Source organism: Marinovum sp. E3 (assembly GCF_055755275.1).
Genome location: NZ_CM146908.1, coordinates 105,770 through 129,917, shown reverse-complemented (window position 1 = coordinate 129,917; position 24,148 = coordinate 105,770). Strand labels below are relative to the sequence as shown.

The following is a 24,148-nucleotide window of genomic DNA, read 5'->3' as shown; positions in this document are numbered from 1 at the left end:
CCTTGCGCCTGTCAGGCCGCGGATTCCTCTTGTGCGGGCCCGGCCCGGCGGCGTTCGAAATACTCGCGCACCGGCGGCATCGCTTCGTGCAGGCGGCGGAAATCCTCGGCCCCGATCATCAACACCAGCGAATCCTCGAGCGCCCGCACCGTGCCGGTGCGCAGCCCGTTGCCAAAAAGCACCCGGTCGCCGAAATGCCCGCCCGGCGCGATATGGTGCAGCGCCTCGGTGCCGTCGTCGTTGCGGTACCGAAGCTCGAAAGCGCCTTCGAGCACGGCATAAAATCCATCCGCGCGGTTGCCCTCTTCGAACACCCGGTCCCCGGCGCGGTAGCGCAGATAGCGCGTGCCCGGCCCCTGGCGGATGCCGGTCTGCACCGTCGAACGGCCGACCATGGAATCCAGAAGCCACTGCATGCCGACCCGCACCTTGGTGGCGAACCCGGGCAGGAAACCGAGGTAATAGGCGCGCCACAACAGCCAGGCGGGCAGGCCAGCAAAACGCAGGCCATATACCTCGGCCACCCCGCGATGGCCGCCGAGCGAGGCCAGCGCCCCTTTGGAGCGATAGACAAAGGGCGCCAGCTCGCGGCCGTGCAGCGCCGCCTTCAGATTGCGTGCCAGCGTTCGCGCTTCCCGCACCGCGAATTGCGCGGTGGGCGGGGCAAAATCGGCGCGGTCGCGGGCATTCTCGACCAGCGGAATCTGCGCCGCGTCACCCAGCGACCAGATATCCTCATGGCCCTCGATGCGCAGCCTTCGATCGACGCGCAACCGGCCCCGGTCATTCGGCAGGCCCAGCCCGCGGATCAGCGGCGAGGGCGCATTGCCGATGGTGGCCACGATGGTACGGGTTCCGATCACCTCGCCCGAGGTGGTGGCCATGGCGGTGCCCGTGGCCTCGGTGATGCCGGTGTTCAGCAGGATCCGAGCACCGCGTTTTTCCAGCTGTTTCGTCGCATAGGCGGCCAGCGACGCCGGCAATTCGCCCAGCAGCCGGTCGGCGAATTCGACGACCTGCACGTTGATCTCGCGCTTGTCGATATTCGGATAGAACACCAGCGACTTGTGGATCAGCTCCAGCATCTCGCCTGCGGTTTCGACACCGGAAAAACCGCCGCCGATCACGGTAAAGGTCAAAAGTTCCTTCTTCACCTCGGGCAACGCGGTGATGTCGGCATGCTCGAGCTTGTCGATCACGTGGTTGCGCAGGGTCAGCGCGTCGCTCAGCGTCTTCATCGTCAGCGCATGCGCCGCGAGGCCGGGCACCCGCGACAGATCCGACACCTGCCCCAGCGCCAGTACGAGGTGATCGTAGGGCACCTCGGTGTAACGCCGCTGCAAGCCCTGGAAGATGATCACCACCTTGCGCGCGGTGTCGATGTCGTGGATCTGAGCCTGCCGCACCCGCACGCCCGGCAAGAGCCGGCGCAACGGCGCCACCGCATCCCTGACCGAAATGCTGCCGGCCGCCACCTCTGGCAGAAGCGGCTGAAAGGTAAAGAAATTCACCTCGTTGATAAGCTCGATCTCGGCACCCTTGCCAAGGCTGCGCGACAGCTCTCGTGCCGCGAACATGCCGGCGAATCCACCGCCGAGAATGAGAATGCGTTGGGTCGGGGACGGTGCCATTGGGGCGTTCTCCACGTCAGGGGCCGGTCGCGCCGGGCCCGGGTGCCGGGCCGTGGCCGCGTCTTGATAGCGCTAACGCGATGTACAGGCACCGTGGCGATTCGTAAAACAAATTTTTTACGCGCGTAAACTAATTTCCATTGATCCGCGTTTCCGATCGGAACGTGCGCGCGCCGCTTCCGGCACCGAATCCGTCGCATGCGCGCAAAATACCTGTTGCCGGATGATCTTTCTGGCCGTATGTCCGGCGGCGGGACACCCCTCCCCAACGAGGGGCGCTTATCTGGAAGGGTAGCTACATGGCTATGCAAAAACCGGCCGCGCGGCCGACGAATCCGCGTTTCTCCTCGGGCCCCTGCGCCAAAATCCCCACATTCGATCTGGCAAATCTGTCCGACGCGCCTCTGGGCCGCTCGCACCGGGCCGCCGTGGGCAAGGCGAAGCTGAAAGCCGCCATCGAGGAAACCCGCGACATTCTTGGCATTCCGGCCGACTACAAGATCGGCATCGTGCCCGCCTCTGACACCGGCGCCGTCGAAATGGCGCTGTGGTCGCTCTTGGGCGCACGCAAGGCCACCATGTGTGCCTGGGAAAGCTTTGGCGCCGGCTGGGTCACCGATGTGGTCAAGCAGCTCAAGATCGACGCCGAGGTGAAGACCGCCGACTATGGCGAGATCGTCGACATGGCCGCAGTGGATTACGACACAGACGTCGTCTTTACCTGGAACGGCACCACCTCGGGCGTGCGCATGCCGAACGGCGATGCGATCCCGGCCGACCGCGAAGGCCTGACCATCTGCGACGCCACCTCGGCCGCCTTTGCCCAGGACCTGCCCTGGGACAAGCTGGATGTGACCACCTTCTCCTGGCAAAAGGTGCTGGGCGGCGAAGCGGCGCATGGCATGCTGATCCTGTCTCCCCGCGCCGTCGAACGGCTGGAAAGCTACACCCCGGCCTGGCCCCTTCCCAAGATTTTCCGCCTGACCAAGGGTGGCAAGCTGATCGACGGCATCTTCGAGGGCGCCACGATCAACACCCCGTCGATGCTGGCGGTCGAAGATTACCTGGTGGCGCTCGACTGGGCGCGCTCGGTCGGCGGGCTCAAGGGGCTCATCGCGCGGGCGGATGCCAATGCCCGGGCGATCTTCGATTTCTGCGACGCCAACGACTGGATCGCCAATCTGGCAGAGGATGCGGCGACCCGCTCGAACACCTCGGTCTGCCTGAAGTTCACCGATGACCGCATCACCGACGGCGCGGCCTTCGCCAAGGCCGTGGCCAAGCGGCTCGAGGCCGAAGGCGTGGCGCTTGACGTCGGCGCCTATCGCGATGCCCCGGCCGGGCTGCGCATCTGGTGCGGTGGCACGGTCGAGACAGCGGACATCGAGGCGATGCTGCCCTGGCTGGCCTGGGCCTACGAGGAAACGCTCGCCGCGCAGACCGAGGCGGCCTGACCATGGGCGTCGATCCCGTTGTTCCACGGCTCCTCGAGTTCGTGCGCAGCATCGGGATCGAGGTTCGGACCTGCACCCTGGAGCACGAGACCTTTCTTCCCGGTCTCGACATCCAGGGCGGCGCAATGCTCGTCGATCTCGATCGCCTGGCCTATCCCGGAGACATTCTCCACGAGGCCGGTCATATCGCAGTCGCCGATGAAGAGCGCCGCATGCAGACGGTCCTGAAGCCCACCAAGGCCGAGGAGATGGCGGCTGCCGCATGGTCCTTTGCCGCGGCGCGCCACCTGAACCTGCCGGTCGAGGTAGTGTTTCACGAGCATGGCTATCAGGACGGCGCCGAGGCGCTGATCACCGCCTTCTCGAACGGCACCGGCCCCGGACTGCCCCTGCTGATCTGGTTCGGCGTCACCGCCGACCCGCATGGCCAGCAACCCGGCACCGCCACGCAGCCCTATCCGCTGATGGATCGCTGGCTGCGCTGAGACATCACGGCCCGCCCCGCCGGGCGGCCTTTTCACCACACAGCTCACATACCGGCAGCGCCGGTTCCTAGAAGGGTTTACACCATGACCGCACCCAAAGTTCTCATCTCCGACAAACTCTCGGAAGCCGCCGTCCAGATCTTCCGCGACCGGGGCATCGACGTCGATTTCCAGCCCGATCTCGGCAAGGACAAGGACAAGCTCGCCGAGGTGATCGGCCAGTATGACGGCCTCGCCATCCGTTCGGCCACCAAGGTGACCGAGAAGATCCTCGAGAACGCCACCAACCTCAAGGTGATCGGCCGCGCCGGTATTGGCACCGACAATATCGACAAGCCCGCCGCTTCGAAAAAGGGCGTGATCGTGATGAACACGCCTTTCGGCAACATGATCACCACGGCCGAACATGCCATTGCGATGATGTTCGCCGTCGCCCGCCAGATCCCCGAGGCCAGCGATTCGACCCATGCCGGCAAATGGGAAAAGTCCAAGTTCATGGGCGTCGAGCTGACAAACAAGACCCTGGGCGTGATCGGCGCCGGCAACATCGGCGGCATCGTCTGCGACCGCGCCCGCGGCCTGAAGATGAAGGTCGTGGCCTTCGACCCCTATCTGAGCCAGGAAAAGGCCGACAAGATGGGTGTCGAGAAGGTGGAACTGGACGAGCTTCTCAAGCGCGCCGAATTCATCACCCTGCACGTGCCGCTGACCGATGGCACCCGCAACATCCTGAGCCGCGAAAACCTCGCCAAGACCAAGAAGGGCGTGCGGATCATCAACTGTGCCCGTGGCGGCTTGGTCGACGAAGAGGCGCTGGCTGATGCGCTCAAGGACGGCCATGTCGCCGGCGCGGCCTTTGACGTCTTTTCGGAAGAGCCGGCCAAGGAAAACCCGCTGTTCAACCTGCCGAATGTGGTCTGCACCCCGCACCTTGGCGCGGCAACCACCGAAGCGCAGGAGAACGTGGCACTGCAAGTGGCCGAGCAGATGTCGAACTATCTGCTGACCGGCGCGGTCGAGAATGCGCTCAACATGCCGTCGGTGACCGCCGAGGAAGCCAAGGTCATGGGCCCCTGGGTCAAGCTGGCCGGCCACCTGGGTTCGTTCATCGGCCAGATGACGGACGAGCCGATCAAGGCGATCAACATCCTCTACGACGGCTCGGTCGCCGAGATGAATCTGGCGGCGCTGAATTGCGCCACCATCGCCGGCATCATGAAACGCGCCAACCCCGAGGTGAACATGGTTTCGGCGCCGGTGATCGCCGAAGAGCGGGGCGTCAAGATCTCGACCACCAACCAGCACAAGTCGGGCGCCTTCGACGGCTATGTCAAGGTGACCGTGGTGACCGACAAGCGCGAACGCTCGATCGCCGGCACCGTCTTCTCGGACGGCAAGCCGCGGTTCATCCAGATCAAGGGCATCAACATCGACGCCGAGATCGGCGAGCACATGCTCTATACCTCGAACGAGGACATGCCGGGCATCATCGGCACCCTGGGCGCAACCATGGGCGAGAACGGCGTCAACATCGCCAACTTCACCCTTGGCCGTCACGACAAGGGCGGCGAAGCCATCGCGCTGCTCTATGTCGATGATGCGGTTCCGGGCCCGGTGCTCGACAAGCTGACCGCCACCGGCATGTTCCGGCAGGTCAAACCGCTGGCCTTCGACGTCGCCTGAGCCGGCACCCGAGCAAAAAAATCGCGACGCCGCCCTTTCCGGGCGGCGTTTTGCATTGGGCTCTGCTACTCTGGTGCCGTAAAGGGGGCCACTTGCCGCGTCCACGTCCTGCCACGATCATCCGACTCGTTGTCCTGATCGCCCTGCTGGTACTGGCCAACCGCTACCTGCAAGGTTTCTTCGCCATGCTCGAGGAGGATTTCGCCTCGGCCGATCCGCGCATGCTGCGCCGGCTGGCGATCACCGCGCTACTGCTTTATGCGCTGTCTCTTGCCCTGCCCTTCGTTCCGGGCGTCGAGATCGGGCTGATGCTGATGGCGGCCGCCGGACCCGAAATGGGCTATCTGGTCTATCTCTGCACCGTCATCGGCCTCTGCATCGCCTTCGTTGCCGGTCGGCTTGTGCCGCCTCTGGTGCTGGCGCGCCTGGCCGGAGAATTCGGCCTGCGCCGCGCCGAGGCGTTGCTCACCCGCTTCGCGGCGCTGCCACGAGACGAAGTCTTTCCCACCCTGGTGGCGGTCGCGCCCAACCGTTTCGCAGCCGTCCTGCTGCGCCAACGCTACCTGGCGCTGGCGTTGTTGCTCAACATGCCGGGCAATTTCGTCCTCGGCGGCGGTGGCGGCATCGCCATGATGGCCGGGCTCAGCCGGGTTTTCTCGCCGCCGCTCTTTTTACTCATGACAATGCTGGCGGTTGCCCCGGTGCCGCTCGCCGTAGCCCGGTTCGGCGGCAATTGAAAAGCCGGATGCAGCGCCCCCGGCAAGCTGTTAAGCCTCGCGGAAAAGGGGGCGCGCGATGAAACCGATCTATGCCATTGGCGATATACACGGACAATTCGACATGCTCTGCCAAGCGCTCGAATGGATCGATGCCGATGGCGGGCCCGAGGCCCGCGTGGTGTTTCTCGGCGATCTGGTCGACCGGGGGCCGGATTCCTTCGGCGTCATCGAACTTCTGATCCGGGGCATGGAGGAAGGCCGCGACTGGGTGCCGCTCCTGGGCAATCACGACCGCATGTTCCGCCGCTTTCTCGAAGACGGCACCCGGCATGACGCCCGCATCCTGTCGGGCCGGGGCTGGCTGCATCCGGCCCTTGGCGGGCCCATGACGCTGGCGTCCTACGGCGTCGAGACCGGCAAGGACCGGCCGGATGACGCGATTCTGGCCGAAGCCCGCGCCCGCGTGCCGGAGGCTCACCGCCGCTTTCTGAACGACCGCAAGACGCTGCACCGCGAGCCCGGGCTGATCTTTGTCCATGCCGGCCTGCGCCCCGGTGTGCCGGTCGATCAGCAGGACGAGGATGATCTGGTCTGGATCCGAGAGACCTTTCTCAACGAGACCCGGCCTTTCGAGGCGTTGGTGGTGCATGGCCACACCGCCATCGAGGCCGCCACGCATTACGGCAACCGGGTCAACCTCGACACCGGGGCCGGTTATGGCCGGCCGCTCACCGTCGGCGTTTTCGAAGGCGATACGGTCTATACGCTGTCCGAATTCGGCCGCGCCACCCTGAGCTGACCACCCGAGAGGATCAGCTGTGATCGACCACCGCCAGATGCTGCGCCAGGCGGTCGATCTCGCCCAACCATTGCGCCACGGTCACCGGGTCGGAGGGCGCGGCCTGCACCCCGGCCGGCAAGGCTCCCGCCTGCGCCGCTTCGACAGCCAGTGACACCGGCACCGAGACCAGTCGCGCCATGGCGCTGCCGCGCGCGTCGCCCCAGGCGTCCATCACATAGGTCTTGTGCCAGACCGGCCCGGAGCTGTCCGAGGCCGAGAGCGAGACGCACATGACCACCCGGTCGGGCTCATCCTCGCCATAGGCATTCTCGGCCCAGAAGGCATCCGACATCTCGCGCAGCCGCGCCTCGCTCGCACTTTCGATCTCGTCGAACACCGGCGCCCAGGCCTCGGCCCAGCCGTTGAGCCGCAGGGTGCCGCGCACGAAGGTTTCGAGCCGCCAGGTCGGATCAAACCGGTATTCCTCGACAAAGGGCAGCGAATCGCGGTTGGGATAGACCTCGAAGGTCTCGGGGCTGGGCAGCGGCGCCTGGTAATGGCCCAGCGCGTCCCAGGGCCGCGCGACCTCGTAAGGCCGATAATTGCGGATCGATTTCGACGGGCTTTTCAGCGCCTTGAGCACGCCCAGCGGCGACCAGGAAAATTTGTAGCGGAAGGCGTTCGGATGCTTCGGAACGCCGCCGCAATAGCTGTGGAAATTCAGCGCATTGGAGGCGTCGCAGCGCGGGCTGGCGCGGTAGTCGGCAACCAACGCATGGGCCATCAGGTGATCGATCCCGGGATCGAGGCCGACCTCGCCCACAAGGCTCACCCCCTTGATCTGCGCCTTGGCATGCAGCGCCCGCATCTGCGGCGAAATATAGCTCGACGAGACGAAATGCGCGCCCCGGGCCAGCGCCAGCTCGGCCAGCGGCACATGCCAGTCGACGGGGAGCATCGAGACGATCACATCCTCGGGCTGAACCTCGGCGTCGAGAGCCTGCTGATCGAAGGTCTTGATCCGGTCGGTCAGGTCGCCCACCGCATCCTGCGCCTTGTCCGCCGTGCGGTTCCAGACGGTGACTTCGTGTCCGGCCTCGATCAGCCGCCGCAGGCCCGGAATGGCCGAGAGGCCGGTGCCGCACCAATGGATCGTCATGCCTTACACCTCGCTGATATGCCGGTCGAACTCTGCCTTGGCACGGCCCCAGACACCAGCCTCGAGATCGCCCAGCGTCAGCAGCGAGGGCAGCAGTTGCGCGGCGTAATCCTGCGAACTTTCCACCGGCAGCATCGACGGCAGATTGTCGATCGCGGTGACATCCAGCGGCGGGGCGTCCTGCACCCGCAGCGCCGGTCTGTCCCAGGTCGTGGTGCGGTCATAGACCTTGATCGGGGAAAAATCGCTGTCGGGATCGCAGGCGATATCGCCGATCACCCGCAACCGGCGCGGCGCGGTCCGGGCGCTGGCGGGTACAAAGACCGGCGTGCCGGGGCGGGCCAGGATGCAGTTGAGAAAGATGTCATGGTCGAGCACCTCGGGAAACGGCCCGCCATGAGCGGTTTCCGCCATGTCCCAGGCGGTGACCCGCACGCCCATGGCATCGCAGAGATCCGCCGCGCCGGACCCTACCCGGCCCAGCGCGCCGATCACCATGGCATCGGGGCGCGGCCTGCCGGTGGTCGAAAGCCTCTCTTCCAGCTCGGCCCTGAGATGCGCGGCCGAGGGGTGGGTTGCGACCGGACCGCAAATGCCGCCGTCCTGCTGCGCCGCCCAGCAGCGCAGCGCCACCGCCGCTCCGGCAAAGCCCGCCCAATAGCCAAAGGCCGCGACCCGCCGGCCGGCGTCATCAACCAGGTATTCGAGATCATAGAGCGTGCCGCCGCCGGCCCTGAACCGCCGCAAGAGCACCTGGCCCGCCGGCTGGCCCTTGTAGGCATGGCCGAACAGGATGTGACGATGATGCAGCGGCGTGCCATCCTCGGGCAGCTCCTTCAGACCGAAGATCACCGCGTCGTCCGGCGCCTCGGGCCAGCTGTTTTCGGCCGCGATCTCGCAGCCCGCCGCGCGGTAGCCCTCAAGGCCAATGGCCCGGACCGAGCTTTGCTCGACCGTCACCCGCACCCCCGCCGCCAGCAATGCCGCCGCGCCCTCGGGGGTGAGGCCCACTCGTTCCTCGTTGGCGCGCTGTTCGGCGCGGACCCAGAGATGTGTCATGCCGCTTTCCTCAGATGAATGTCCGCGCATGGGCGCGGTCGGGGGCCGCCAGATGCGGCACCGCATTGTAGACCGAAAGCATCAGGTGGCCGTGCACATATTCGATCTCGGTCACCGAGGAATTGCGCAGCAGGAACATCAGCCGGGTCATTTCCGGGATGTCCAGCCGCAGCACCTGACGCAGCACCATCGAGATCAGCCCGCCCGAGGTGATCACTAGTGACCGGCCGCCGGCGCGCAGGATGTCATCCACCGCGCCCTGCGCCCGGTCCTCGAAATCGGCAAACCGCTCCGGCGCGTCGGCAAAGGCATCCTCGCGCCAGAATTCCATCAGCTGCGGGATGTTGCGGGCAAACTCCTCGGGGCTTTGCGGTGCCGGCAGGTCCTTTTCCAGCTCGGCCAGCCGGGCGATGGTGAAATAGTCGAACTCGTTCAGCCGCGCGTCGATCTGCGGCGCGTCGTGGCCCATGCCGCGCGCGGTCGCCAGATGGCGCGACATGTCGCCGGCCCAGACGTGATCGAACTGCGCCTGCGTCTCGTGCAGGTACTGGCCGAGCCAGGCCGCCTGCTGCTGGCCAAGCTCCGAGAGCCGGTCGTAATCCTCGGCCGTGGTGGCGTGGGTGTTGGCCTGTCCATGGCGAATGAGGGTGATATGGGTCATGCGGGGCCTTTTCGCGGTTTTCCCCTAGTTACCGGGCCTTGGCGCGGGTGGAAAGTGCGGCCGGAGGCAAAAGGCGGCAGGCGTCCGCTATCGGAAACCTCGGCGCCGCATATTCCCGTGCAGGTGTCGGGATTGACCCTGACCCCAGGCAGCGATCATGCTGTATTCCACCCTGACACGGGAGGAATACGCATGTCCGACACGATCCGATTCACGCTGGATGGCCGCGAGGTCGAGGCGCAGCCCGGCGAAACCATCTGGGAGGTGGCCCATGGCCGTGGGCTGGTGATTCCGCACCTGTGCCACAAGCCGGCGCCGGGCTACCGCCCCGACGGCAACTGCCGCGCCTGCATGGTCGAGGTCGAGGGCGAGCGCACGCTGGTCGCCTCCTGCATCCGCGAACCTTCCGAGGGCATGAAGGTCACCACCGACAGCGCCCGCGCCAAATCGGCCCGCAAGATGGTGATCGAGATGCTGGTCGCCGATCAGCCCGAACGCGATGTCGCGCATGACAGCGCGTCGCATCTCTGGGACATGGCCGACCAGGCCGGCGTTCGCGAAAGCCGCCTGCCGACGCTGGAGGCCGGGCGCATTCCGCTGCTCGACGACAGCCATGTGGCGATGCGGGTCAACCTCGATGCCTGCATCCAGTGCAACCTCTGCGTCCGCGCCTGCCGCGAAGTGCAGGTCAATGACGTGATCGGCATGGCTGGGCGCGGCCATGATGCCTATCCGGTGTTCGATTTCGACGATCCGATGGGCGAAAGCACCTGCGTCGCCTGCGGCGAATGCGTGCAGGCCTGCCCCACCGGGGCATTGATCGAGGCCTCGGTCGTCGATGCAGCGCAGGTCGGCGACAGCAAGGATTTCGACGAAGAGGTGCGCTCGGTCTGCCCGTTCTGCGGCGTCGGCTGTCAGGTCTCGCTCAAGGTCAAGGACAACAAGGTCAAATACGTTGACGGGGTGAACGGCCCGGCCAACGAAGGGCGGCTCTGCGTCAAGGGCCGCTTCGGCTTCGACTATATCCACCACCCGCACCGGCTGACCAAGCCGCTGATCCGCCGCGAGGATGCGCCGGCGAAGGGGCTGAATGTCGACCCCGGCGATCTCGCGTCGCATTTCCGCGAGGCAACCTGGGATGAGGCTCTGGACGCGGCGGCCAACGGTCTCAAGGGCCGCGGCCGCGAGGTGGCGGGCTTCGGCTCGGCCAAATGCACCAATGAAGAGGCCTATCTGTTCCAGAAGTTCATCCGCCAGGGGTTCGGCCATAACAATGTCGACCATTGCACCCGGCTCTGCCATGCCTCCTCGGTCGCGGCGTTGATGGAGAACGTCGGCTCCGGCGCGGTGACGGCCACCTTCAACGAGATCGAGAACGCCGACGTCGCCATTGTCATCGGCGCCAACCCGGTCGAGAACCATCCCGTCGCCGCCACCTTCTTCAAGCAGTTCACCAAGCGCGGCGGCAAGCTGATCGTGATGGATCCGCGCGGCGTCGGGCTGAAACGCCACGCCAGCCATCGCTTGCAGTTCCGCCCCGGCACCGATGTCTCGATGCTGAATGCGATCATGCATGTGATCGTCGAGGAAGAGCTCTACGACCGGCAGTATATCGAGGCCTTCACCGAGAACTGGGACGCCGAGAAGGCGCATCTGGCGAATTTCCCGCCCGAGAAGATGGCCGAGGTCTGCGGCATCGAGGCCGAGGTGCTGCGCGACGTGGCCCGGACCTTTGCCAGGGCCAAGGCGGCAATGATCTTCTGGGGCATGGGCATCAGCCAGCACATCCACGGCACCGACAATTCGCGCTGCCTGATTTCGCTGGCGCTGATGACCGGACATATCGGCCGTCCCGGCACCGGGCTGCACCCCCTGCGCGGCCAGAACAACGTGCAGGGCGCCTCGGATGCAGGGCTGATCCCGATGTTCCTGCCGGATTACCAGAGCGTCGAGGATGACGGCGTGCGCTCGGCCTTCCACGAGGTCTGGCGCGATGGCGAGATTTCCGGCCAGAAGGGGCTGACCGTGGTCGAGATCATGGACGCGGTGCACGACGGCCAGATCAAGGCGATGTACATCCTCGGCGAAAACCCGGCGATGTCGGACCCGGATGTGGAACATGCCCGCGATGCCCTGGCCAAGCTCGATCATCTGGTGGTGCAGGATATTTTCCTGACCGAGACGGCGAATTACGCCGATGTGATCCTGCCGTCCTCGGCGTTTTACGAAAAGACCGGCACCGTGACCAACACCAACCGCCAGGTGCAGATGGGCCGCCCTGCCGTCACCCCGCCGGGTGAGACCCGCGAGGATTGGGAGATTACTGTCGCGCTGGCGAAACGTTGCGGGTTGAACTGGCACTACGAGAGCCCGCGCGACGTGTTCGACGAGATGAAGCTCAACATGAACTCGCTGGCCAATATCACCTGGGAGCGGCTCGAGGCCGAGAATGTCGTGATGTATCCGGCCCTGTCCGAAACCGATCCCGGCCAGCCCGTGGTCTTTGGCGACGGCTTCCCGCGCGCCGAGGGCCGGGCCAAGTTCACCCCGGCCAGCATCGTGGCGCCGGATGATGTGCCCGATGCGGACTATCCGATGATCCTGACGACCGGGCGGCAGCTCGAGCATTGGCACACCGGTTCGATGACCCGGCGCAGCCTCGTGCTGGACGCAGTGGAGCCGGAGGCGAATTGCTCGCTGCATCCCGCGACCCTGCGCAAGCTGGGGGTGGAGCCCGGCGGCATGGTGCGGCTGACCACCAAGCGCGGCGCGATCACCGTCATGGCGCGGGCCGACCGGGCGATCGCGCCGGACATGGTGTTCCTGCCCTTCGCCTATGTCGAGGCGGCGGCGAATATCCTGACCAACCCGGCACTCGATCCCTACGGCAAGATCCCCGAGTTCAAGTTCTCGGCGGTGCGGGTGGAAAAGGCCGGGGATGCGCTGGCGGCGGAATAGCCGCTGTACCGTCCATTGAACGCATGCGTTAGGCAAACTATGGATTGTCTAGGGTCAGGATTCATAACCAATAGATGACAATAGCTGCGAGGGCTATGGCAGAGAGGAATACCTTTGGACAGCGGTCATAGCGGGTCGCGACGCGCCTCCAGTCCTTGAGCCTTCCGAACATGATCTCGATGCGGTTGCGCCGCTTGTATCGGCGCTTGTCGTATTTGACCGGGGTCTTGCGTTGCTTTCGACCTGGGATGCAGGCGCGTATCCCTTTGTCTTTCAACGCTTCCCGGAACCAGTCGGCATCGTAGCCGCGATCCCCGAGCAGCCAATTGACTTTTGGAAGGCCGCTGAGCAATGCCCGCGCGCCGATGTAATCGCTGACCTGACCGGCGGTGACGAACAGGTCGAGCGGGCGCCCCTGACTGTCGCAGATGGCGTGCAGTTTGGTGTTCATGCCGCCCTTGGTGCGACCGATCAGGCGACCACGCCCCCTTTTTTCACGCCCAGGCTGGACGCCGTGCGATGTGCCTTCAGGTAGGTCGCATCGATCATCACTGTATTCTTCTCGCCGTGCAGGGCGGCCAGACCCGCCATCATCCGCGCGAAGATGCCTTTCTCGCTCCAACGCTTCCATCGGCTGTAGAGCGTCTTGTGCGGGCCGTAGGCGGCAGGAGCGTCACGCCAGCGCAAGCCATTACGATTGATAAAGATTATGCCGCTCAACACACGCTTGTCGTCAACGCGCGGCTTTCCGTGCGATTTCGGAAAGAAGGGCTTCAGACGCGCCATCTGCGCGTCGGTCAGCCAGAAAAGATCGCTCATGTCACAGCTCCGTTTTAAGAGCCGTGAATCACGCGGTGCGGCCGAAATCAATGCATCCTGAGCCTAACGCGTCTCTACAGACGGTGAAGGCTGGAGGTTTTTGAACTCCAAACTCAGTCCGCGAGTTTCTCTTGCCTAACCGAAGAAACACAGTCTTTATTGCCGCCATGGTAAATGCTGTTTTCATTCAAAACCCACAAAGTATTTACAAAGATCGCCCGGGAGAAGCCTATCATTTCCCAAAGCAGTACTTGAACGTAGTGCAGGAGTGTGTGGGCGATTGGGTCATCTTCTATGAGGGAAGAAAAGGCGCCTTCGGTTACGTATCAGTTCAGAAGGTGAGGTCTGTAGGCCCCGACCCGCACCAAGAAGACCACCATTATGCTTGGCTTGATCCTGCCACTCAGTGGGAATTCGAGTGTGTCGTACCACGAAACAACGGTGCGGGAGTCGCTTACGAGCGTTCTTTGCGTAGCTCAAACGGAAGAGCCATGTCCGGAGGAGCAAACACTTCTGCTGTTCGCCGACTGTCATTTGACGAATTTTCCGAAATCGTGATGGCAGGCCTGCAACCTCAAAACGGCCCGGAGGCACTGCCGAGAAACGCCAGCGAGATTGCCTATGAGTTCTCGGAAGGCCAAATGCCCTTCCACGGCGCCCCAATTAGCAACATTCGTGAGAAAATCCTGAGCTCTCGCGCCGCGCGAGCCCAATCTTTTGCAAGAATGGTGAAGGCAGCGTATCGCGGACGTTGCGCTATTTCCGGTCTCGATCTACGCAACGGCGGCGGAAGAGCTGAAGTACAAGCGGCGCATATCCGTCCAGTGCAGCATGACGGGCCGGATATTGTCATCAATGGCCTTGCTTTATCAGGTACACTTCATTGGATGTTCGACCGAGGGTTGATCGGCATAGGTGAAAATTATGAAATTCTCGTTTCAGAAAACAAGGTTCCATTCGAAGTCCGCCAAAGATTGATTTCGCCGACAGGTCGCCTGCATCTCCCAGAAGATCGGCGGCACTATCCACACCCCGACTACATTCGATTTCACCGCGAAAACATCTTTGGCAATGCGGCATAGTATTTTGGAGCGATGCTGGTAAGACCTGAGCTATGTTCAAGAACTTGAGGGAAATCGGCTACCAGATCGCCGCCACCAACCATGCGGAGGCCATCGTCGCGCATGATTTTCCGGAGGAGATCGCCGAGCTTTGCGGCGCGCTCGAGGATTTTCGGATCTCGGCGCAGGATCTGATCGCCAGCGGCGGCGGCGAAGCCGGCTCGACCCAGCGGCTGCGTCGCGATCTGGCGGCCAAGGGCTGGCACAAGCACAACTTCATCCAGCGCGCCACCATCGACGGCATCGAACGCGAGGCGATCAGCCACGAGATCGACCATGTGCGGCGCGGCCGAAACGGCACCATCGCGCTCGAAATCGAGTGGAACAACAAGGATCCGTTCTTCGACCGTGATCTCGAAAACTTCCAGCGGCTGCATGCGCTCTCGGCGATCAGCTTCGGCGTGGTGGTGACCCGCGGCGCCTCGCTTCAGGACGGGATGACCGATCTGGTGATCGCCGGGCTGGCCGCCGAAGGGGTGGACAGCGAGGACGGGCTGGCGGTCTTTGACATCAAGGAACGCACCGCCCGCCAGCGCGAGATCGTGGCGCGGGTGATGGCCTCCGGCTTGGGTTATCGCGCGGCCTTTGCCAAGGCCTTTGTCGCCGACAAGTTCGGCACCGCCAGCACCCATTGGGACAAGCTTCAGGACCGGGTGCGGCGCGGCGTGGGCAATCCCTGCCCGCTGATCCTGATCGGCATCGGGGTGGAGCGGGTGACCTTCGACGAACCGGCCCGCCAGATCGACCAGGGCTGGCTCTGGCCGGAGGATGAAGCGTAACAGCCGGTTTACGGCAACCGCGCCCCGGGCCTGACCCGGGGCCTCCACCACGGCCAAGAGGTCCCGGAGCATGTCCGGGACGGGGGTCACTCGGCAGCGACCGAGGAATTGTAGGAGTAAGTCTTCCAGTCGGGCTTGTAATCGTCGCTCGCCTGGTTGCCCCAGACCGTCCAGCCCTCGCGCACGCCACGACCGAACAGCTCGAGATACGGCCCCCAGCTGCATTCCTGGATCAGCGCGTATTGCTCATCGGGCTTGCGCGAATGCTCGCGTTTGCGGGTCTGGATCATGTTCACCTGGCGCCGTCCGGGCGGCAGGGTGCGGGCGTTCTTGCCGCGCACGCCAAACAGCACGATCTCGGTCACGTTGCGGAAATAGAAGCCCACGCCGCGGCCGTCAGAGCCGCCGTCCTTGCGAATCTTGTGCCAGATCAGGTTCGACTTGTACTCGAACCCCCAAGCCTCGAGCACCCGGAGCCCGTCGGGCAGGAGCGCGTTCGGCACCCAGAGATAGCAATGTGCCGCATCCATCAGATGTTCGGCCACCGGCAAATCACAGATCGCGTCGAGATCCAGCGTCGGATACCGCGCGAGGCGCTTGTGCTCGGGCGCGACCTTGCCGGTGCGGTTGGTGAACCGCCAGGGCGGGTCGGCCAATACGGTGCCGAATTTCTGGCCGTCCAGAAATTTCTCCAGATCTTGAGCAGCTTCGTTTTGCATGCCGAACATGTTGCGTATCCTGCCCCCGTGAAGCAAGCGAACAATACGCGAACACGGTTTAAACATCAATGAAGGTTTCGCGGCGTGACATCGGCACCACGCCGCGTCCGGTCAATAGACGCCCAGCACCCGCAGCCCAAGCCCGACCGTCGACAGCGCCGCCAGCGCAAAGGCCAGGGTGCGCAGCACCGGAATGCCGAGGCAGTAGATGATGTAATGCGCCACGATGCCGATGAAATAGGTCATTGCCAGCAGGCCGGGATAGCCGTCTTCGGGCAGGCGGATCATCGCCAGCACGGCCAGCGGCGCAAAGGCCACGAAGCTTTCGACCGCGACGGTGTGGGCGCGCATTGCCCGCTGCGCCCAGTCCGATTGCGGCACCGCCTGCGGATCGTAATTGCCCATGGCCCCCATCAGGCCGCGCACGGCCATCCGGTCGAGGATATAGGGCACCCAGGCTATCGCGATCCAGAGCGCGCTGAGCGCGGTGTAGATTTCCAAGGTGGTCATCTGAATCTCCCTCTGTGTGAACCAGTCTCGGCGCAGCATATCACATCGCACATGAAATTCGCTGCCCGGTTGGTGGCAAAAGGCTGAATTCGCGCGATTTTCATGCTAGGCTGGACCGATGGATATCATCACGGTCTCATACTATGCCTTGGTCTGCGGCGCGCTCGGGCTTGCCGGGCCGCGACTGGGACGGCCGCTGATCCGGCTGGGCATTGGCGGGATCGTCGGCATCCTGGCCGCGACGCTGCTGCCGACGGTGCGGCTTGGCCTCGGCCTCTGAGCTCAGCGCCAGTCGACCTCGCCGAGAAAGATGTAGCCGGCGCCATAGATCGTCTTGATCAGCCGCGGGTTCTTGGGATCCTCGCCCAGCTTGGTGCGCAGCCGCGAGATCCGCACATCCATCGCCCGGTCGAAACTCTCGCCGGCGGCACCGCCCAGCGTCTCCTGCATCTGCTGGCGAGTGATCAGCCGTCCGGGGCTTTCGAGGAACATCCGCAGCACCGCCCCCTCGGCATGGGAGAAACTCGCCACGTCGCCGGCCTCGTTGCGCAGGGTATAGGCGTCGAAATCCGCCTGCCAGCCGCTGAAGCTGGCGATCCGGCCGGCCTGCACCGCCGGCCGCGCAGCGCGCAGCCGGGCGCGGATGCGGGCCACCACCTCGGAGGGGTCGAAAGGTTTGATGATGTAATCGTCGGCCCCCAGCTCGAGCCCGATCACCCGGTCCTGAACCTCGGCCCGGCCGGAAATAATGATCACCGAAGCCCCCTGCTCCAGCGCCAGACGGTGCACCAGCGACAGGCCGTCGCGATCCGGCAGGCTGAGGTCGACAAGGCAGACGTCGGGCGCGGTGCGGCGCAGCGCGGCCTCGAATTCGGTGGCGCGGCCAAAGCTCAGGGTACGAAAACCGGCTTCTTCCAGCGTCTCGGCCAGAAGCCGGCGGATCTCGGGCTCGTCATCGAGGATGGTGATCAGCGGCGCATCGGTCATGGGGCATCCTGGCTCTCGCCCAGCGCGGCGGCGAGCTGCGCGGCGCTGAAGGGTTTGCGCAGCACCGGACCAAGCGCCGCGGCGGCGACATAAAGCGCGTGATCGGCGGGCAACGAGGTCATCAGCGCCACCGGCACCGTGCAATCGGTGGCGAGGTCGAGACCGGTTTCGGCGCCTTCGAGCTGGATATCGGTCAGCACCGAGGTGATTTCCGGCAGCCCGTCGATCAGCGCCTGCGCCTCGGCGACCGAGGCCGCCTCGACCACGCGCCAGCCCAGCCCGGTCAACATGTCGCGGATCGCGCCGCGCAGATCGGCATTGTCCTCGACCAGCAGCACCATGCCGGGGTCGGCCTCTTCGACCTCGGGCGCCGGGCGCAGCGGCAGGCGCAGCAGCACCTGCGCGCCGGCCTCGGTGTTCCACAGCTTGAGATCGCCACCGGCCAGCTTGGTGGCGTCATAGACCATGGCAAGGCCAAGGCCCGAGCCTTCGCCGCCCTTGGTGGTAAAGAACGGTTCGGCCCCGTGGCGCAGCGCCGCTTCGGTGAAGCCGGGGCCGGTGTCGCGCACCTCGAAGCTGAGCCATGTGGCGGCATCGATCCGCGCGGCGACATGGATGGCACCGGCCTCGCCACAGGCATCGCGGGCATTGAGGATCAGGTTGAGCAGCGAATCCTGCAACATGCCGGGATCGAACAGGATGGCGCCCGGGACATCCGCCGACAGGTGCAGCGTGACCCCCGGCGGCAGGCTGGGACCGGCCAGCACCGCAAGCTCTTGCAGAAAGGGCTCGATCCGCGTCGCCACCGGCCGGTGACGGCGGCTGGCGGTCATGTCGGCGATCCGGCCAAGCAGCGTGCCGCCGCGCCGGGCGGCGCTCAGCGTGGCGCTGATCAGCGGGGCGGCGTCATCCGGCAGATCGGGCATCCGGCTCAGCTTGGACTGCATGCCGAGGATGATCGTCAGCAGGTTGGAAAAATCATGCGCCAGCCCGCTGGTGAGCTGCGCCGCGATCTCGCGGCGGCGGGTCTGTTGCAGGGCAACGCGGGTCTGGGTTTCCTCGGTAACATCCATCGACAGGATATAGACACCGTTCTCGTGCTGATCGGGGGTAAAGGAGGCGCGGATGCGGCGCAGGCTGGGGGCATCGGTAAACTCAAAGGTGGAGGGCTGGCCGGCCAGCGCGGCGGCGAGATGCGGCTGGACCTTGGCAAAGGCATCCGGGCCCAGCGCCTCGGCGATCGACATGCCGACGATGTCGGAGGGGCGGCCCGGGATGACCGAGGTCAGCCGCTGATTGGAATAGGTGTAGCGGCCGCTGGAATCCACATGCGCGATATGCGCCGGCATCATCTCGGTGGTCAGCCGGGTGCGGGCCTCGATGGCGCGCAGCTGGCGCTGGGTTTCCTCCAGCGCGCTGATCGTCGAGGCCAGTTGCCGGTTGGTCCTGGCCAGCTCTTCCGACCGCCGCAGCACCTCTTCCGACAAAAGCTCGGAGCGGGTGCGCAGCAGCTGCTCCTGCTCCTTGGTGCGGGTGATGTCGGTGTAGACGGTGACCCAGCCGCCCTGCGGCAGCGGCGCCCCCTCGACCGAGATCCAGCGGCCGTTGGAGCGGGGGCGCTCCATGTAATGCGGTTCGAAGGCGCGGGCCTGTTCGACCCGGACAGCGACAAAGGCCTCGGGGTCGCTAACCTCGCCGTATTCGCCGCGCGACACCAGATGGCGGATCGTGTCCTCGAAGCTGGCGCCGACGGTGACCAGCGCCTCGGGCAGATCGAACATCTCCTGAAAGCGGCGGTTGCACTGCACCAGCCGCAGATTGCGGCCGTAGATCGACAGCGCCTGCTGGATCAGGTTCAGCCCGGCTTGGGTCATGGCTGACAGATGTCTGTCGGAATGCGGCATGAAGGCGATGTCCCGGCGGCGCGCGTGGCTTTCGAGAGTTACTTGCTTCGCCGCGACCGATCAACCTTTGCCGGATCGGCCGTTGCGTCGCGCGGGCCGGGATCGTCCTTGCCGGCCGGCCGGGTCACCGACGGCCGGCGCCCCCCCGTTACAATTCGTAAGATTTCGGAAACGATAAGGAAAAAGTTGACCGTCAGCCTCGACGTTGACCAAATGGATAGCAGAATCGCACCAGCGGTCAGCCTCGAAAAACGAGGCAAAGGGAGGACATCGGTTGACTGACACGTCTCGGGGCGCAGAAGGACTGCGCTCTATTCCGGCGCTGTTGAAGCGCAATGCGACGCAGTTCGCAGGCAAGCCCGCCTATCGCGAGAAAGACCTCGGAATCTGGCAAAGCTGGACCTGGGCCGAAACCGCGCAGGAGATCGAGGCGCTGGCTCTGGGCCTACTCAATCTCGGCGTGAACGAGGGCGATTTCGTGGCCATCATCGGCCGCAACCGGCCGTATCTCTACTGGTCGATGGTCGCCGCGCAATCGGTCGGCGCGGTGCCGGTGCCGCTCTATCAGGACGCGGTCGCCGAAGAGATGGAATATGTGCTCGGCCATTGCGGCGCGCGTTTCGTCATCGCCGCCGATCAGGAACAGGTCGACAAGGTGATCGAGGTGCAGGACGGCCTGCACCAGTTCGAGCACATGCTCTATATCGATCCCCGCGGCCTGCGGAAATACGACCATTCCCAGCTGCACCGGTTTCGCCATGTGCAGGAGCAGGGCCGGGCCGCGCGCGAGGAATTCCTGCCCGAACTCGACCGCCGCCGCGGCGCGCTCGATTATGACGACACCTGCGTCATGCTGTATACCTCGGGCACCACCGGCAAGCCCAAGGGCGTGGTGCTCTCGAACCGCAATATCATCGAGACGGCCAAGAACTCTTCCGAATTCGACCACCTGCGCGAAGGCGACGAGGTGCTGGCCTATCTGCCGATGGCCTGGGTCGGCGATTTCATCTTTTCCATCGGTCAGGCCTATTGGACGGGCTTCTGCGTGAACTGCCCGGAAAGCGCCGACACGATGATGACCGACCTGCGCGAGATCGCGCCGTCGTATTACTTTGCGCCGCCGCGGGTCTTCGAGACCCAGCTGACCCAGATCATGATCCGCATGGAAGACGCCAGCAAACTCAAGCGGCAGATCTTTCACCACTTCATGGGCCATGCCCAGAAGGTCGGCCCGACGATCCTCGACGGCGGCAAGGTGGGGCTTGTCGACCGGTTAAAATACCGCTTGGGCGAAGCGCTGGTCTATGGGCCGCTGAAGGACACGCTGGGCTTTTCGCGGGTGCGCGTCGGCTATACGGCGGGTGAGGCGATCGGGCCCGAGATATTCGATTTCTACCGTTCGCTGGGGATCAACCTCAAACAGCTATACGGCCAGACCGAGGCCAGCGTGTTCATCACCCAGCAGCCGGATGGCGAGGTGCGCTCGGACACCGTGGGCGTGCCCTCGCCCGGGGTCGAGATCAAGATCGCCGACAATGGCGAGGTCTTCTACCGCTCGCCCGGCACCTTTGTGGAATACTACAAGAACGCCGAAAGCACCGCCGACACCAAAGACCCGGAGGGCTGGGTCGCCACCGGCGATGCCGGGTTCTTCGAAGAGGGCACCGGCCATCTCAGGATCATCGACCGGGCCAAGGACGTGGGCCAGATGGCCGATGGCGGGCTGTTCGCGCCGAAATACGTCGAGAACAAGCTCAAGTTCTATCCCAACATCCTCGAGGCGGTGGTCTTTGGTGCCGGCCGCGACCGGTGCTGCGCCTTCATCAACATCGATCTGACGGCGGTGGGCAACTGGGCCGAGCGCAACAACATTGCCTATGCCTCCTATCAGGAACTGGCCGGCCATCCGCGGGTGCTGGAGATGATCCAGAACCACGTGGAAGAGACCAATGAAAGCGTCGCGCAGGACGAGATGCTCTCGGGCTGTCAGGTGCACCGCTTCCTTGTGCTGCACAAGGAGCTCGATGCCGACGACGGCGAGCTGACCCGAACCCGCAAGGTGCGCCGCAAGATCATCGGCGAGAAGTTCGATGACCTGGTGACCGCGCTCTACGACGGGTCGGACAGCATCTATACCGAAACCGAGGTCACCTACGAGGATGGCCGCAAGGGCAAGATCAAGGCGACGCTGGAGATCCGCGACGCCAGAGTGGTGCCGGTGACCCCGCGCGCGGTGGCGGCGGAATGAGACGCGGGCTTTTCCGGCCCGGGCCGGCCGTCAGCGCCCCGGGTGCCGAACGTCAGACGCGCGCGCAGGGAGCCGTTGGCGGGCTGCGTATTTTGAAAGAGAAGAAGCAGGGGGTGGCGCGGTGAAGGATACCGATGGTTACATGACCGAAGACGGCCGCCAGATCGGCGGCGTGCTGATGGAGATGAAGAACATCACGCTGCGCTTCGGCGGCGTGGTGGCGATCCAGGACATTTCGTTCGACGTCCGCGAGGGCGAGATCCGGGCGATCATCGGGCCGAACGGGGCCGGCAAGTCGTCAATGCTGAACGTGATTTCCGGCTTCTACCACCCGCAGGAAGGCGAGGTCTGGTACAAGGGCGAACGCCGCCCGGCGATGAAACCCTACGAGGTGGCGCGCCTGGGCGTGGCACGGACGTTCCAGAACATCGCGCTCTTCGAGGGCATGTCGGTGCTCGACAACGTGATGACCGGACGGCTGACGCATATGCACGCCGGGATCGGGGCGCAGGCCCTGTGGTGGGGCACGGCCCGCGACGAAGAGATCGCCAACCGGCGCAAGGTCGAGGAGGTGATCGATTTTCTCGAGATCCAGCACATTCGCAAGACGCCGGTGGGCACCCTGCCCTACGGGTTGAAGAAACGGGTCGAGCTGGCCCGCGCCCTGGCGGCGCAGCCGTCGATCCTGCTGCTCGACGAGCCGATGGCCGGGATGAACGTCGAGGAAAAAGAGGACATGAGCCGCTTCATCCTCGACGTGAACGACGAGTTCGGCACCACCATCGCCCTGATCGAACACGACATGGGCGTGGTGATGGATATCTCCGACCGGGTGGTGGTGATGGATTACGGCAAGAAGATCGGAGACGGCACGCCGGAAGAGGTGCGCAGCAACCAGGACGTGATCGACGCTTATCTGGGGGTGGCACATTGAGACAAATTCCGACCCGTCCCGGGCCTGCTCCGGGACCTCATGACAGACGCCGAAAGGCCCCGGATCAGGTCCGGGGCGCGAGACACTTGCAGACCGGGACGCGCCCATGCTGACAGAAATTTTCATCACCCCCTTCGCCGACATGGTCGCGGCGCCCGACTTCCTGATGCAGGTGCTCTGGGAGGGGCTGGTTTCCGGCATCCTCTATGCGCTGATCGCGCTGGGGTTCGTGCTCATCTTCCGCTCGTCGCGCATTTTCAACTTTGCGCAGGGCATCATGGTGGTCTTCGCCGCGCTGACGCTGGTCGGGCTCTACGCCATGGGCGTGCCGGCCTGGATCGCGGTCGGGCTGACGCTGGTGGTGATGTTCATCCTGGCCGTCAGCATCGAGCGTATCGTGCTGCGGCCGCTGGTCGGCCAGCCTGACATCATCCTGTTCATGGCCACCATCGGCATCACGCTGTTCCTGATCGGACTGGGCGAGATCATCTTTGGCGGCGAGAACAAGGTGATGATCACCGAGGAACTCGGCATTCCCACCGGCGACACGGTGCTGGAGCCCTGGGACGGGCTGCTGATCCTGCAACACCTCGACATCACGGTGGTTGTCGTGGCGACCCTGCTGGTGGCGGCGCTGCTGGCCTTTCTCAACTACACCCAGATGGGCCGGGCGATCCGGGCCCTGGGCGACGATCACCAGGCGGCGCTGTCGGTCGGTATCTCGCTTCAGACGGTCTGGGTGCTGGTCTGGTTCATCGCCGGCATCATCGCGCTGGTGACCGGCATCGCCTGGGGCGCCCGCGCCGGGGTGAGCTTCGCGCTCGAGGTCATCGCCTACAAGGCGCTGCCCGTTCTCATGCTGGGCGGGCTGGAGAGCATCACCGGGGCGATCATCGGCGGGCTGATGATCGGCATCCTGGAGAAACTGTTCGAGATCTACTGGGGCCAGCCGCTGCTCGGCGGCAATACCGAGACCTGGTTTGCCTTCGTGCTGGCGCTTGTCGTGCTGCTGTTCCGGCCGCAGGGGCTGTTCGGCGAACGTATCATCGAGAGAGTGTAGCGGGCGCCGGCCCGTCACGGAGACAGACATGAGCCACAAATCCCGCATCGGATGCATCGTCATCGACTGCCAAACCGACGACCTGACACAGGCCTGCGCCTTCTGGTCGGCCGCGCTGGGCAAGGAGGGCAAGATCGACCCTGACGGCAAATACGCCCAGTTCGACGGGCATGAGGGATATCCCAAGGTGCTGCTTCAGGCGGTGGACCATGCGCCGCGGGTGCATCTGGACATCGAAACCGACGATCAGGGTGCCGAGGCCACGCGGCTGGCCGCATTGGGCGCCGAGCGGATCGGCGCGGTCAGGAGCTGGACCGTGATGCAGGCCCCCACCGGCCACCGGTTCTGCCTCGTCGGGCCACAGGGCGAGGATTTTCCCGGCGCGGCGGCGGACTGGCCGTGAGCGCCGGGGACCAAGGGCAGGAGAGGCGCGGGGCTCGCGCAGTCTCCAGGACGGACGCAGGATGGGCGGGCGCC

At 64.7% G+C, this 24,148-nt stretch carries 22 protein-coding genes; 13 read left to right on the top strand and 9 right to left on the bottom strand.

The window, feature by feature from the left end; translation table 11 throughout:
- Positions 1 to 11 precede the first annotated feature (11 nt).
- Positions 12 to 1,631, bottom strand: coding sequence for an FAD-dependent oxidoreductase (locus AC0J5K_RS00580; protein ID WP_274563614.1), 1,620 nt, complete (start codon positions 1,629 to 1,631; stop codon positions 12 to 14).
- Between the two features lie 299 nt (positions 1,632 to 1,930).
- Between AC0J5K_RS00580 and AC0J5K_RS00575 the strand changes: the two genes are divergently transcribed.
- The 5 genes from AC0J5K_RS00575 (at position 1,931) to AC0J5K_RS00555 (ending at position 6,771) form a co-directional block, all read left to right on the top strand.
- On the top strand, positions 1,931 to 3,085 hold the full coding sequence (locus AC0J5K_RS00575; protein WP_274563612.1) for a phosphoserine transaminase: 1,155 nt from the start codon (positions 1,931 to 1,933) through the stop codon (positions 3,083 to 3,085).
- 2 nt (positions 3,086 to 3,087) lie between these two features.
- Entirely contained in the window at positions 3,088 to 3,570 is a 483-nt protein-coding gene (locus tag AC0J5K_RS00570) for a hypothetical protein (RefSeq protein ID WP_274563610.1), read from the top strand.
- An 84-nt stretch (positions 3,571 to 3,654) separates the two neighbouring features.
- Positions 3,655 to 5,253: a phosphoglycerate dehydrogenase gene (serA, locus tag AC0J5K_RS00565; protein ID WP_274563609.1), complete on the top strand. Its 1,599-nt coding sequence runs from the start codon at positions 3,655 to 3,657 to the stop codon at positions 5,251 to 5,253.
- 92 nt (positions 5,254 to 5,345) lie between these two features.
- Positions 5,346 to 5,990, top strand: a complete 645-nt coding sequence (locus AC0J5K_RS00560; RefSeq protein WP_274563607.1) for a hypothetical protein — start codon at positions 5,346 to 5,348, stop codon at positions 5,988 to 5,990.
- Positions 5,991 to 6,048: 58 nt separating this feature from the next.
- On the top strand, positions 6,049 to 6,771 hold the full coding sequence (locus AC0J5K_RS00555) for a metallophosphoesterase family protein (RefSeq protein ID WP_274563605.1): 723 nt from the start codon (positions 6,049 to 6,051) through the stop codon (positions 6,769 to 6,771).
- A 13-nt stretch (positions 6,772 to 6,784) separates the two neighbouring features.
- Here AC0J5K_RS00555 and AC0J5K_RS00550 read toward each other — a convergent pair whose 3' ends face one another.
- The 3 genes from AC0J5K_RS00550 to AC0J5K_RS00540 are packed head-to-tail and all read right to left on the bottom strand — an operon-like array spanning position 6,785 to position 9,632.
- Complete coding sequence (locus AC0J5K_RS00550; protein ID WP_274563603.1) at positions 6,785 to 7,912, bottom strand: saccharopine dehydrogenase family protein; 1,128 nt, start codon at positions 7,910 to 7,912, stop codon at positions 6,785 to 6,787.
- Between the two features lie 3 nt (positions 7,913 to 7,915).
- Positions 7,916 to 8,971, bottom strand: a complete 1,056-nt coding sequence (locus tag AC0J5K_RS00545) for a saccharopine dehydrogenase (protein WP_074837453.1) — start codon at positions 8,969 to 8,971, stop codon at positions 7,916 to 7,918.
- Between the two features lie 10 nt (positions 8,972 to 8,981).
- Positions 8,982 to 9,632, bottom strand: coding sequence for a histidine phosphatase family protein (locus tag AC0J5K_RS00540; RefSeq protein WP_048529038.1), 651 nt, complete (start codon positions 9,630 to 9,632; stop codon positions 8,982 to 8,984).
- A gap of 192 nt (positions 9,633 to 9,824) precedes the next feature.
- Here AC0J5K_RS00540 and fdhF point away from each other — a divergent pair, with 192 nt between their 5' ends.
- Positions 9,825 to 12,590, top strand: a complete 2,766-nt coding sequence (gene fdhF, locus AC0J5K_RS00535) for a formate dehydrogenase subunit alpha (RefSeq protein WP_274563597.1) — start codon at positions 9,825 to 9,827, stop codon at positions 12,588 to 12,590.
- A 61-nt stretch (positions 12,591 to 12,651) separates the two neighbouring features.
- Here fdhF and AC0J5K_RS00530 read toward each other — a convergent pair.
- Positions 12,652 to 13,409 (bottom strand): IS5 family transposase gene (locus AC0J5K_RS00530; protein WP_420398465.1). Its coding sequence is split into 2 segments (ribosomal slippage): positions 12,652 to 13,073 and positions 13,073 to 13,409, totalling 759 coding nucleotides; the frame shifts between segments, so codons are not numbered across the junction.
- A 131-nt stretch (positions 13,410 to 13,540) separates the two neighbouring features.
- Here AC0J5K_RS00530 and AC0J5K_RS00525 point away from each other — a divergent pair.
- Together AC0J5K_RS00525 and AC0J5K_RS00520 are read left to right on the top strand one after the other, a co-directional pair.
- Positions 13,541 to 14,491 carry an HNH endonuclease gene (locus AC0J5K_RS00525; protein ID WP_244526534.1) on the top strand — a complete coding sequence of 317 codons (951 nt, stop codon included), beginning with the start codon at positions 13,541 to 13,543 and terminating at the stop codon, positions 14,489 to 14,491.
- Positions 14,492 to 14,523: 32 nt separating this feature from the next.
- A complete protein-coding gene (locus AC0J5K_RS00520; protein ID WP_074837450.1) occupies positions 14,524 to 15,309 on the top strand; it encodes a BglII/BstYI family type II restriction endonuclease in 786 nt (261 codons plus the stop codon).
- A gap of 86 nt (positions 15,310 to 15,395) precedes the next feature.
- Here AC0J5K_RS00520 and AC0J5K_RS00515 read toward each other — a convergent pair whose 3' ends face one another.
- Together AC0J5K_RS00515 and AC0J5K_RS00510 are read right to left on the bottom strand one after the other, a co-directional pair.
- Positions 15,396 to 16,028 carry an MT-A70 family methyltransferase gene (locus AC0J5K_RS00515; RefSeq protein ID WP_048533625.1) on the bottom strand — a complete coding sequence of 211 codons (633 nt, stop codon included), beginning with the start codon at positions 16,026 to 16,028 and terminating at the stop codon, positions 15,396 to 15,398.
- A gap of 111 nt (positions 16,029 to 16,139) precedes the next feature.
- The gene (locus tag AC0J5K_RS00510; RefSeq protein ID WP_048533624.1) at positions 16,140 to 16,538 is read right to left on the bottom strand and encodes an MAPEG family protein; all 399 of its coding nucleotides are present in this window, start codon (positions 16,536 to 16,538) and stop codon (positions 16,140 to 16,142) included.
- Between the two features lie 118 nt (positions 16,539 to 16,656).
- Between AC0J5K_RS00510 and AC0J5K_RS00505 the strand changes: the two genes are divergently transcribed.
- A complete protein-coding gene (locus tag AC0J5K_RS00505; RefSeq protein WP_170850563.1) occupies positions 16,657 to 16,818 on the top strand; it encodes a hypothetical protein in 162 nt (53 codons plus the stop codon).
- A 2-nt stretch (positions 16,819 to 16,820) separates the two neighbouring features.
- Here the strand turns inward: AC0J5K_RS00505 and AC0J5K_RS00500 are convergent, their stop codons facing one another.
- Both AC0J5K_RS00500 and AC0J5K_RS00495 read right to left on the bottom strand, forming a co-directional pair.
- The gene (locus AC0J5K_RS00500; RefSeq protein ID WP_048529031.1) at positions 16,821 to 17,525 is read right to left on the bottom strand and encodes a response regulator transcription factor; all 705 of its coding nucleotides are present in this window, start codon (positions 17,523 to 17,525) and stop codon (positions 16,821 to 16,823) included.
- Positions 17,522 to 19,429: a PAS-domain containing protein gene (locus AC0J5K_RS00495; RefSeq protein WP_274562176.1), complete on the bottom strand. Its 1,908-nt coding sequence runs from the start codon at positions 19,427 to 19,429 to the stop codon at positions 17,522 to 17,524. The genes AC0J5K_RS00500 and AC0J5K_RS00495 overlap by 4 nt, the downstream gene beginning before the upstream one ends.
- A gap of 274 nt (positions 19,430 to 19,703) precedes the next feature.
- On the opposite strand from AC0J5K_RS00495, the gene AC0J5K_RS00490 reads away from it, so the two are divergent.
- The 4 genes from AC0J5K_RS00490 to AC0J5K_RS00475 all read left to right on the top strand — a co-directional run bounded on the left by AC0J5K_RS00490 (position 19,704) and on the right by AC0J5K_RS00475 (position 24,074).
- Entirely contained in the window at positions 19,704 to 21,677 is a 1,974-nt protein-coding gene (locus tag AC0J5K_RS00490; RefSeq protein WP_274562174.1) for an AMP-binding protein, read from the top strand.
- Between the two features lie 142 nt (positions 21,678 to 21,819).
- Positions 21,820 to 22,611, top strand: coding sequence for an ABC transporter ATP-binding protein (locus tag AC0J5K_RS00485; RefSeq protein WP_074837527.1), 792 nt, complete (start codon positions 21,820 to 21,822; stop codon positions 22,609 to 22,611).
- 106 nt (positions 22,612 to 22,717) lie between these two features.
- The gene (locus AC0J5K_RS00480) at positions 22,718 to 23,671 is read left to right on the top strand and encodes a branched-chain amino acid ABC transporter permease (RefSeq protein WP_048529027.1); all 954 of its coding nucleotides are present in this window, start codon (positions 22,718 to 22,720) and stop codon (positions 23,669 to 23,671) included.
- A 28-nt stretch (positions 23,672 to 23,699) separates the two neighbouring features.
- Positions 23,700 to 24,074: a VOC family protein gene (locus tag AC0J5K_RS00475; RefSeq protein ID WP_074837448.1), complete on the top strand. Its 375-nt coding sequence runs from the start codon at positions 23,700 to 23,702 to the stop codon at positions 24,072 to 24,074.
- Positions 24,075 to 24,148: the final 74 nt, after the last annotated feature.

What these genes read in the sequence shown, in the direction of transcription:
- AC0J5K_RS00555 (WP_274563605.1), top strand. Translation starts at nt 6,049, where the DNA reads ATGAAACCGATCTATGCCATTGGCGATATACACGGACAATTCGACATG.
- AC0J5K_RS00520 (WP_074837450.1), top strand. Translation starts at nt 14,524, where the DNA reads ATGTTCAAGAACTTGAGGGAAATCGGCTACCAGATCGCCGCCACCAAC.
- AC0J5K_RS00550 (WP_274563603.1), bottom strand. Translation starts at nt 7,912, where the DNA reads ATGACGATCCATTGGTGCGGCACCGGCCTCTCGGCCATTCCGGGCCTG.
- AC0J5K_RS00500 (WP_048529031.1), bottom strand. Translation starts at nt 17,525, where the DNA reads ATGACCGATGCGCCGCTGATCACCATCCTCGATGACGAGCCCGAGATC.
- AC0J5K_RS00510 (WP_048533624.1), bottom strand. Translation starts at nt 16,538, where the DNA reads ATGACCACCTTGGAAATCTACACCGCGCTCAGCGCGCTCTGGATCGCG.
- AC0J5K_RS00575 (WP_274563612.1), top strand. Translation starts at nt 1,931, where the DNA reads ATGGCTATGCAAAAACCGGCCGCGCGGCCGACGAATCCGCGTTTCTCC.
- serA (WP_274563609.1), top strand. Translation starts at nt 3,655, where the DNA reads ATGACCGCACCCAAAGTTCTCATCTCCGACAAACTCTCGGAAGCCGCC.
- AC0J5K_RS00505 (WP_170850563.1), top strand. Translation starts at nt 16,657, where the DNA reads ATGGATATCATCACGGTCTCATACTATGCCTTGGTCTGCGGCGCGCTC.
- AC0J5K_RS00515 (WP_048533625.1), bottom strand. Translation starts at nt 16,028, where the DNA reads ATGCAAAACGAAGCTGCTCAAGATCTGGAGAAATTTCTGGACGGCCAG.
- fdhF (WP_274563597.1), top strand. Translation starts at nt 9,825, where the DNA reads ATGTCCGACACGATCCGATTCACGCTGGATGGCCGCGAGGTCGAGGCG.
- AC0J5K_RS00570 (WP_274563610.1), top strand. Translation starts at nt 3,088, where the DNA reads ATGGGCGTCGATCCCGTTGTTCCACGGCTCCTCGAGTTCGTGCGCAGC.
- AC0J5K_RS00580 (WP_274563614.1), bottom strand. Translation starts at nt 1,631, where the DNA reads ATGGCACCGTCCCCGACCCAACGCATTCTCATTCTCGGCGGTGGATTC.
- AC0J5K_RS00545 (WP_074837453.1), bottom strand. Translation starts at nt 8,971, where the DNA reads ATGACACATCTCTGGGTCCGCGCCGAACAGCGCGCCAACGAGGAACGA.
- AC0J5K_RS00475 (WP_074837448.1), top strand. Translation starts at nt 23,700, where the DNA reads ATGAGCCACAAATCCCGCATCGGATGCATCGTCATCGACTGCCAAACC.
- AC0J5K_RS00540 (WP_048529038.1), bottom strand. Translation starts at nt 9,632, where the DNA reads ATGACCCATATCACCCTCATTCGCCATGGACAGGCCAACACCCACGCC.
- AC0J5K_RS00495 (WP_274562176.1), bottom strand. Translation starts at nt 19,429, where the DNA reads ATGCCGCATTCCGACAGACATCTGTCAGCCATGACCCAAGCCGGGCTG.
- AC0J5K_RS00485 (WP_074837527.1), top strand. Translation starts at nt 21,820, where the DNA reads ATGACCGAAGACGGCCGCCAGATCGGCGGCGTGCTGATGGAGATGAAG.
- AC0J5K_RS00480 (WP_048529027.1), top strand. Translation starts at nt 22,718, where the DNA reads ATGCTGACAGAAATTTTCATCACCCCCTTCGCCGACATGGTCGCGGCG.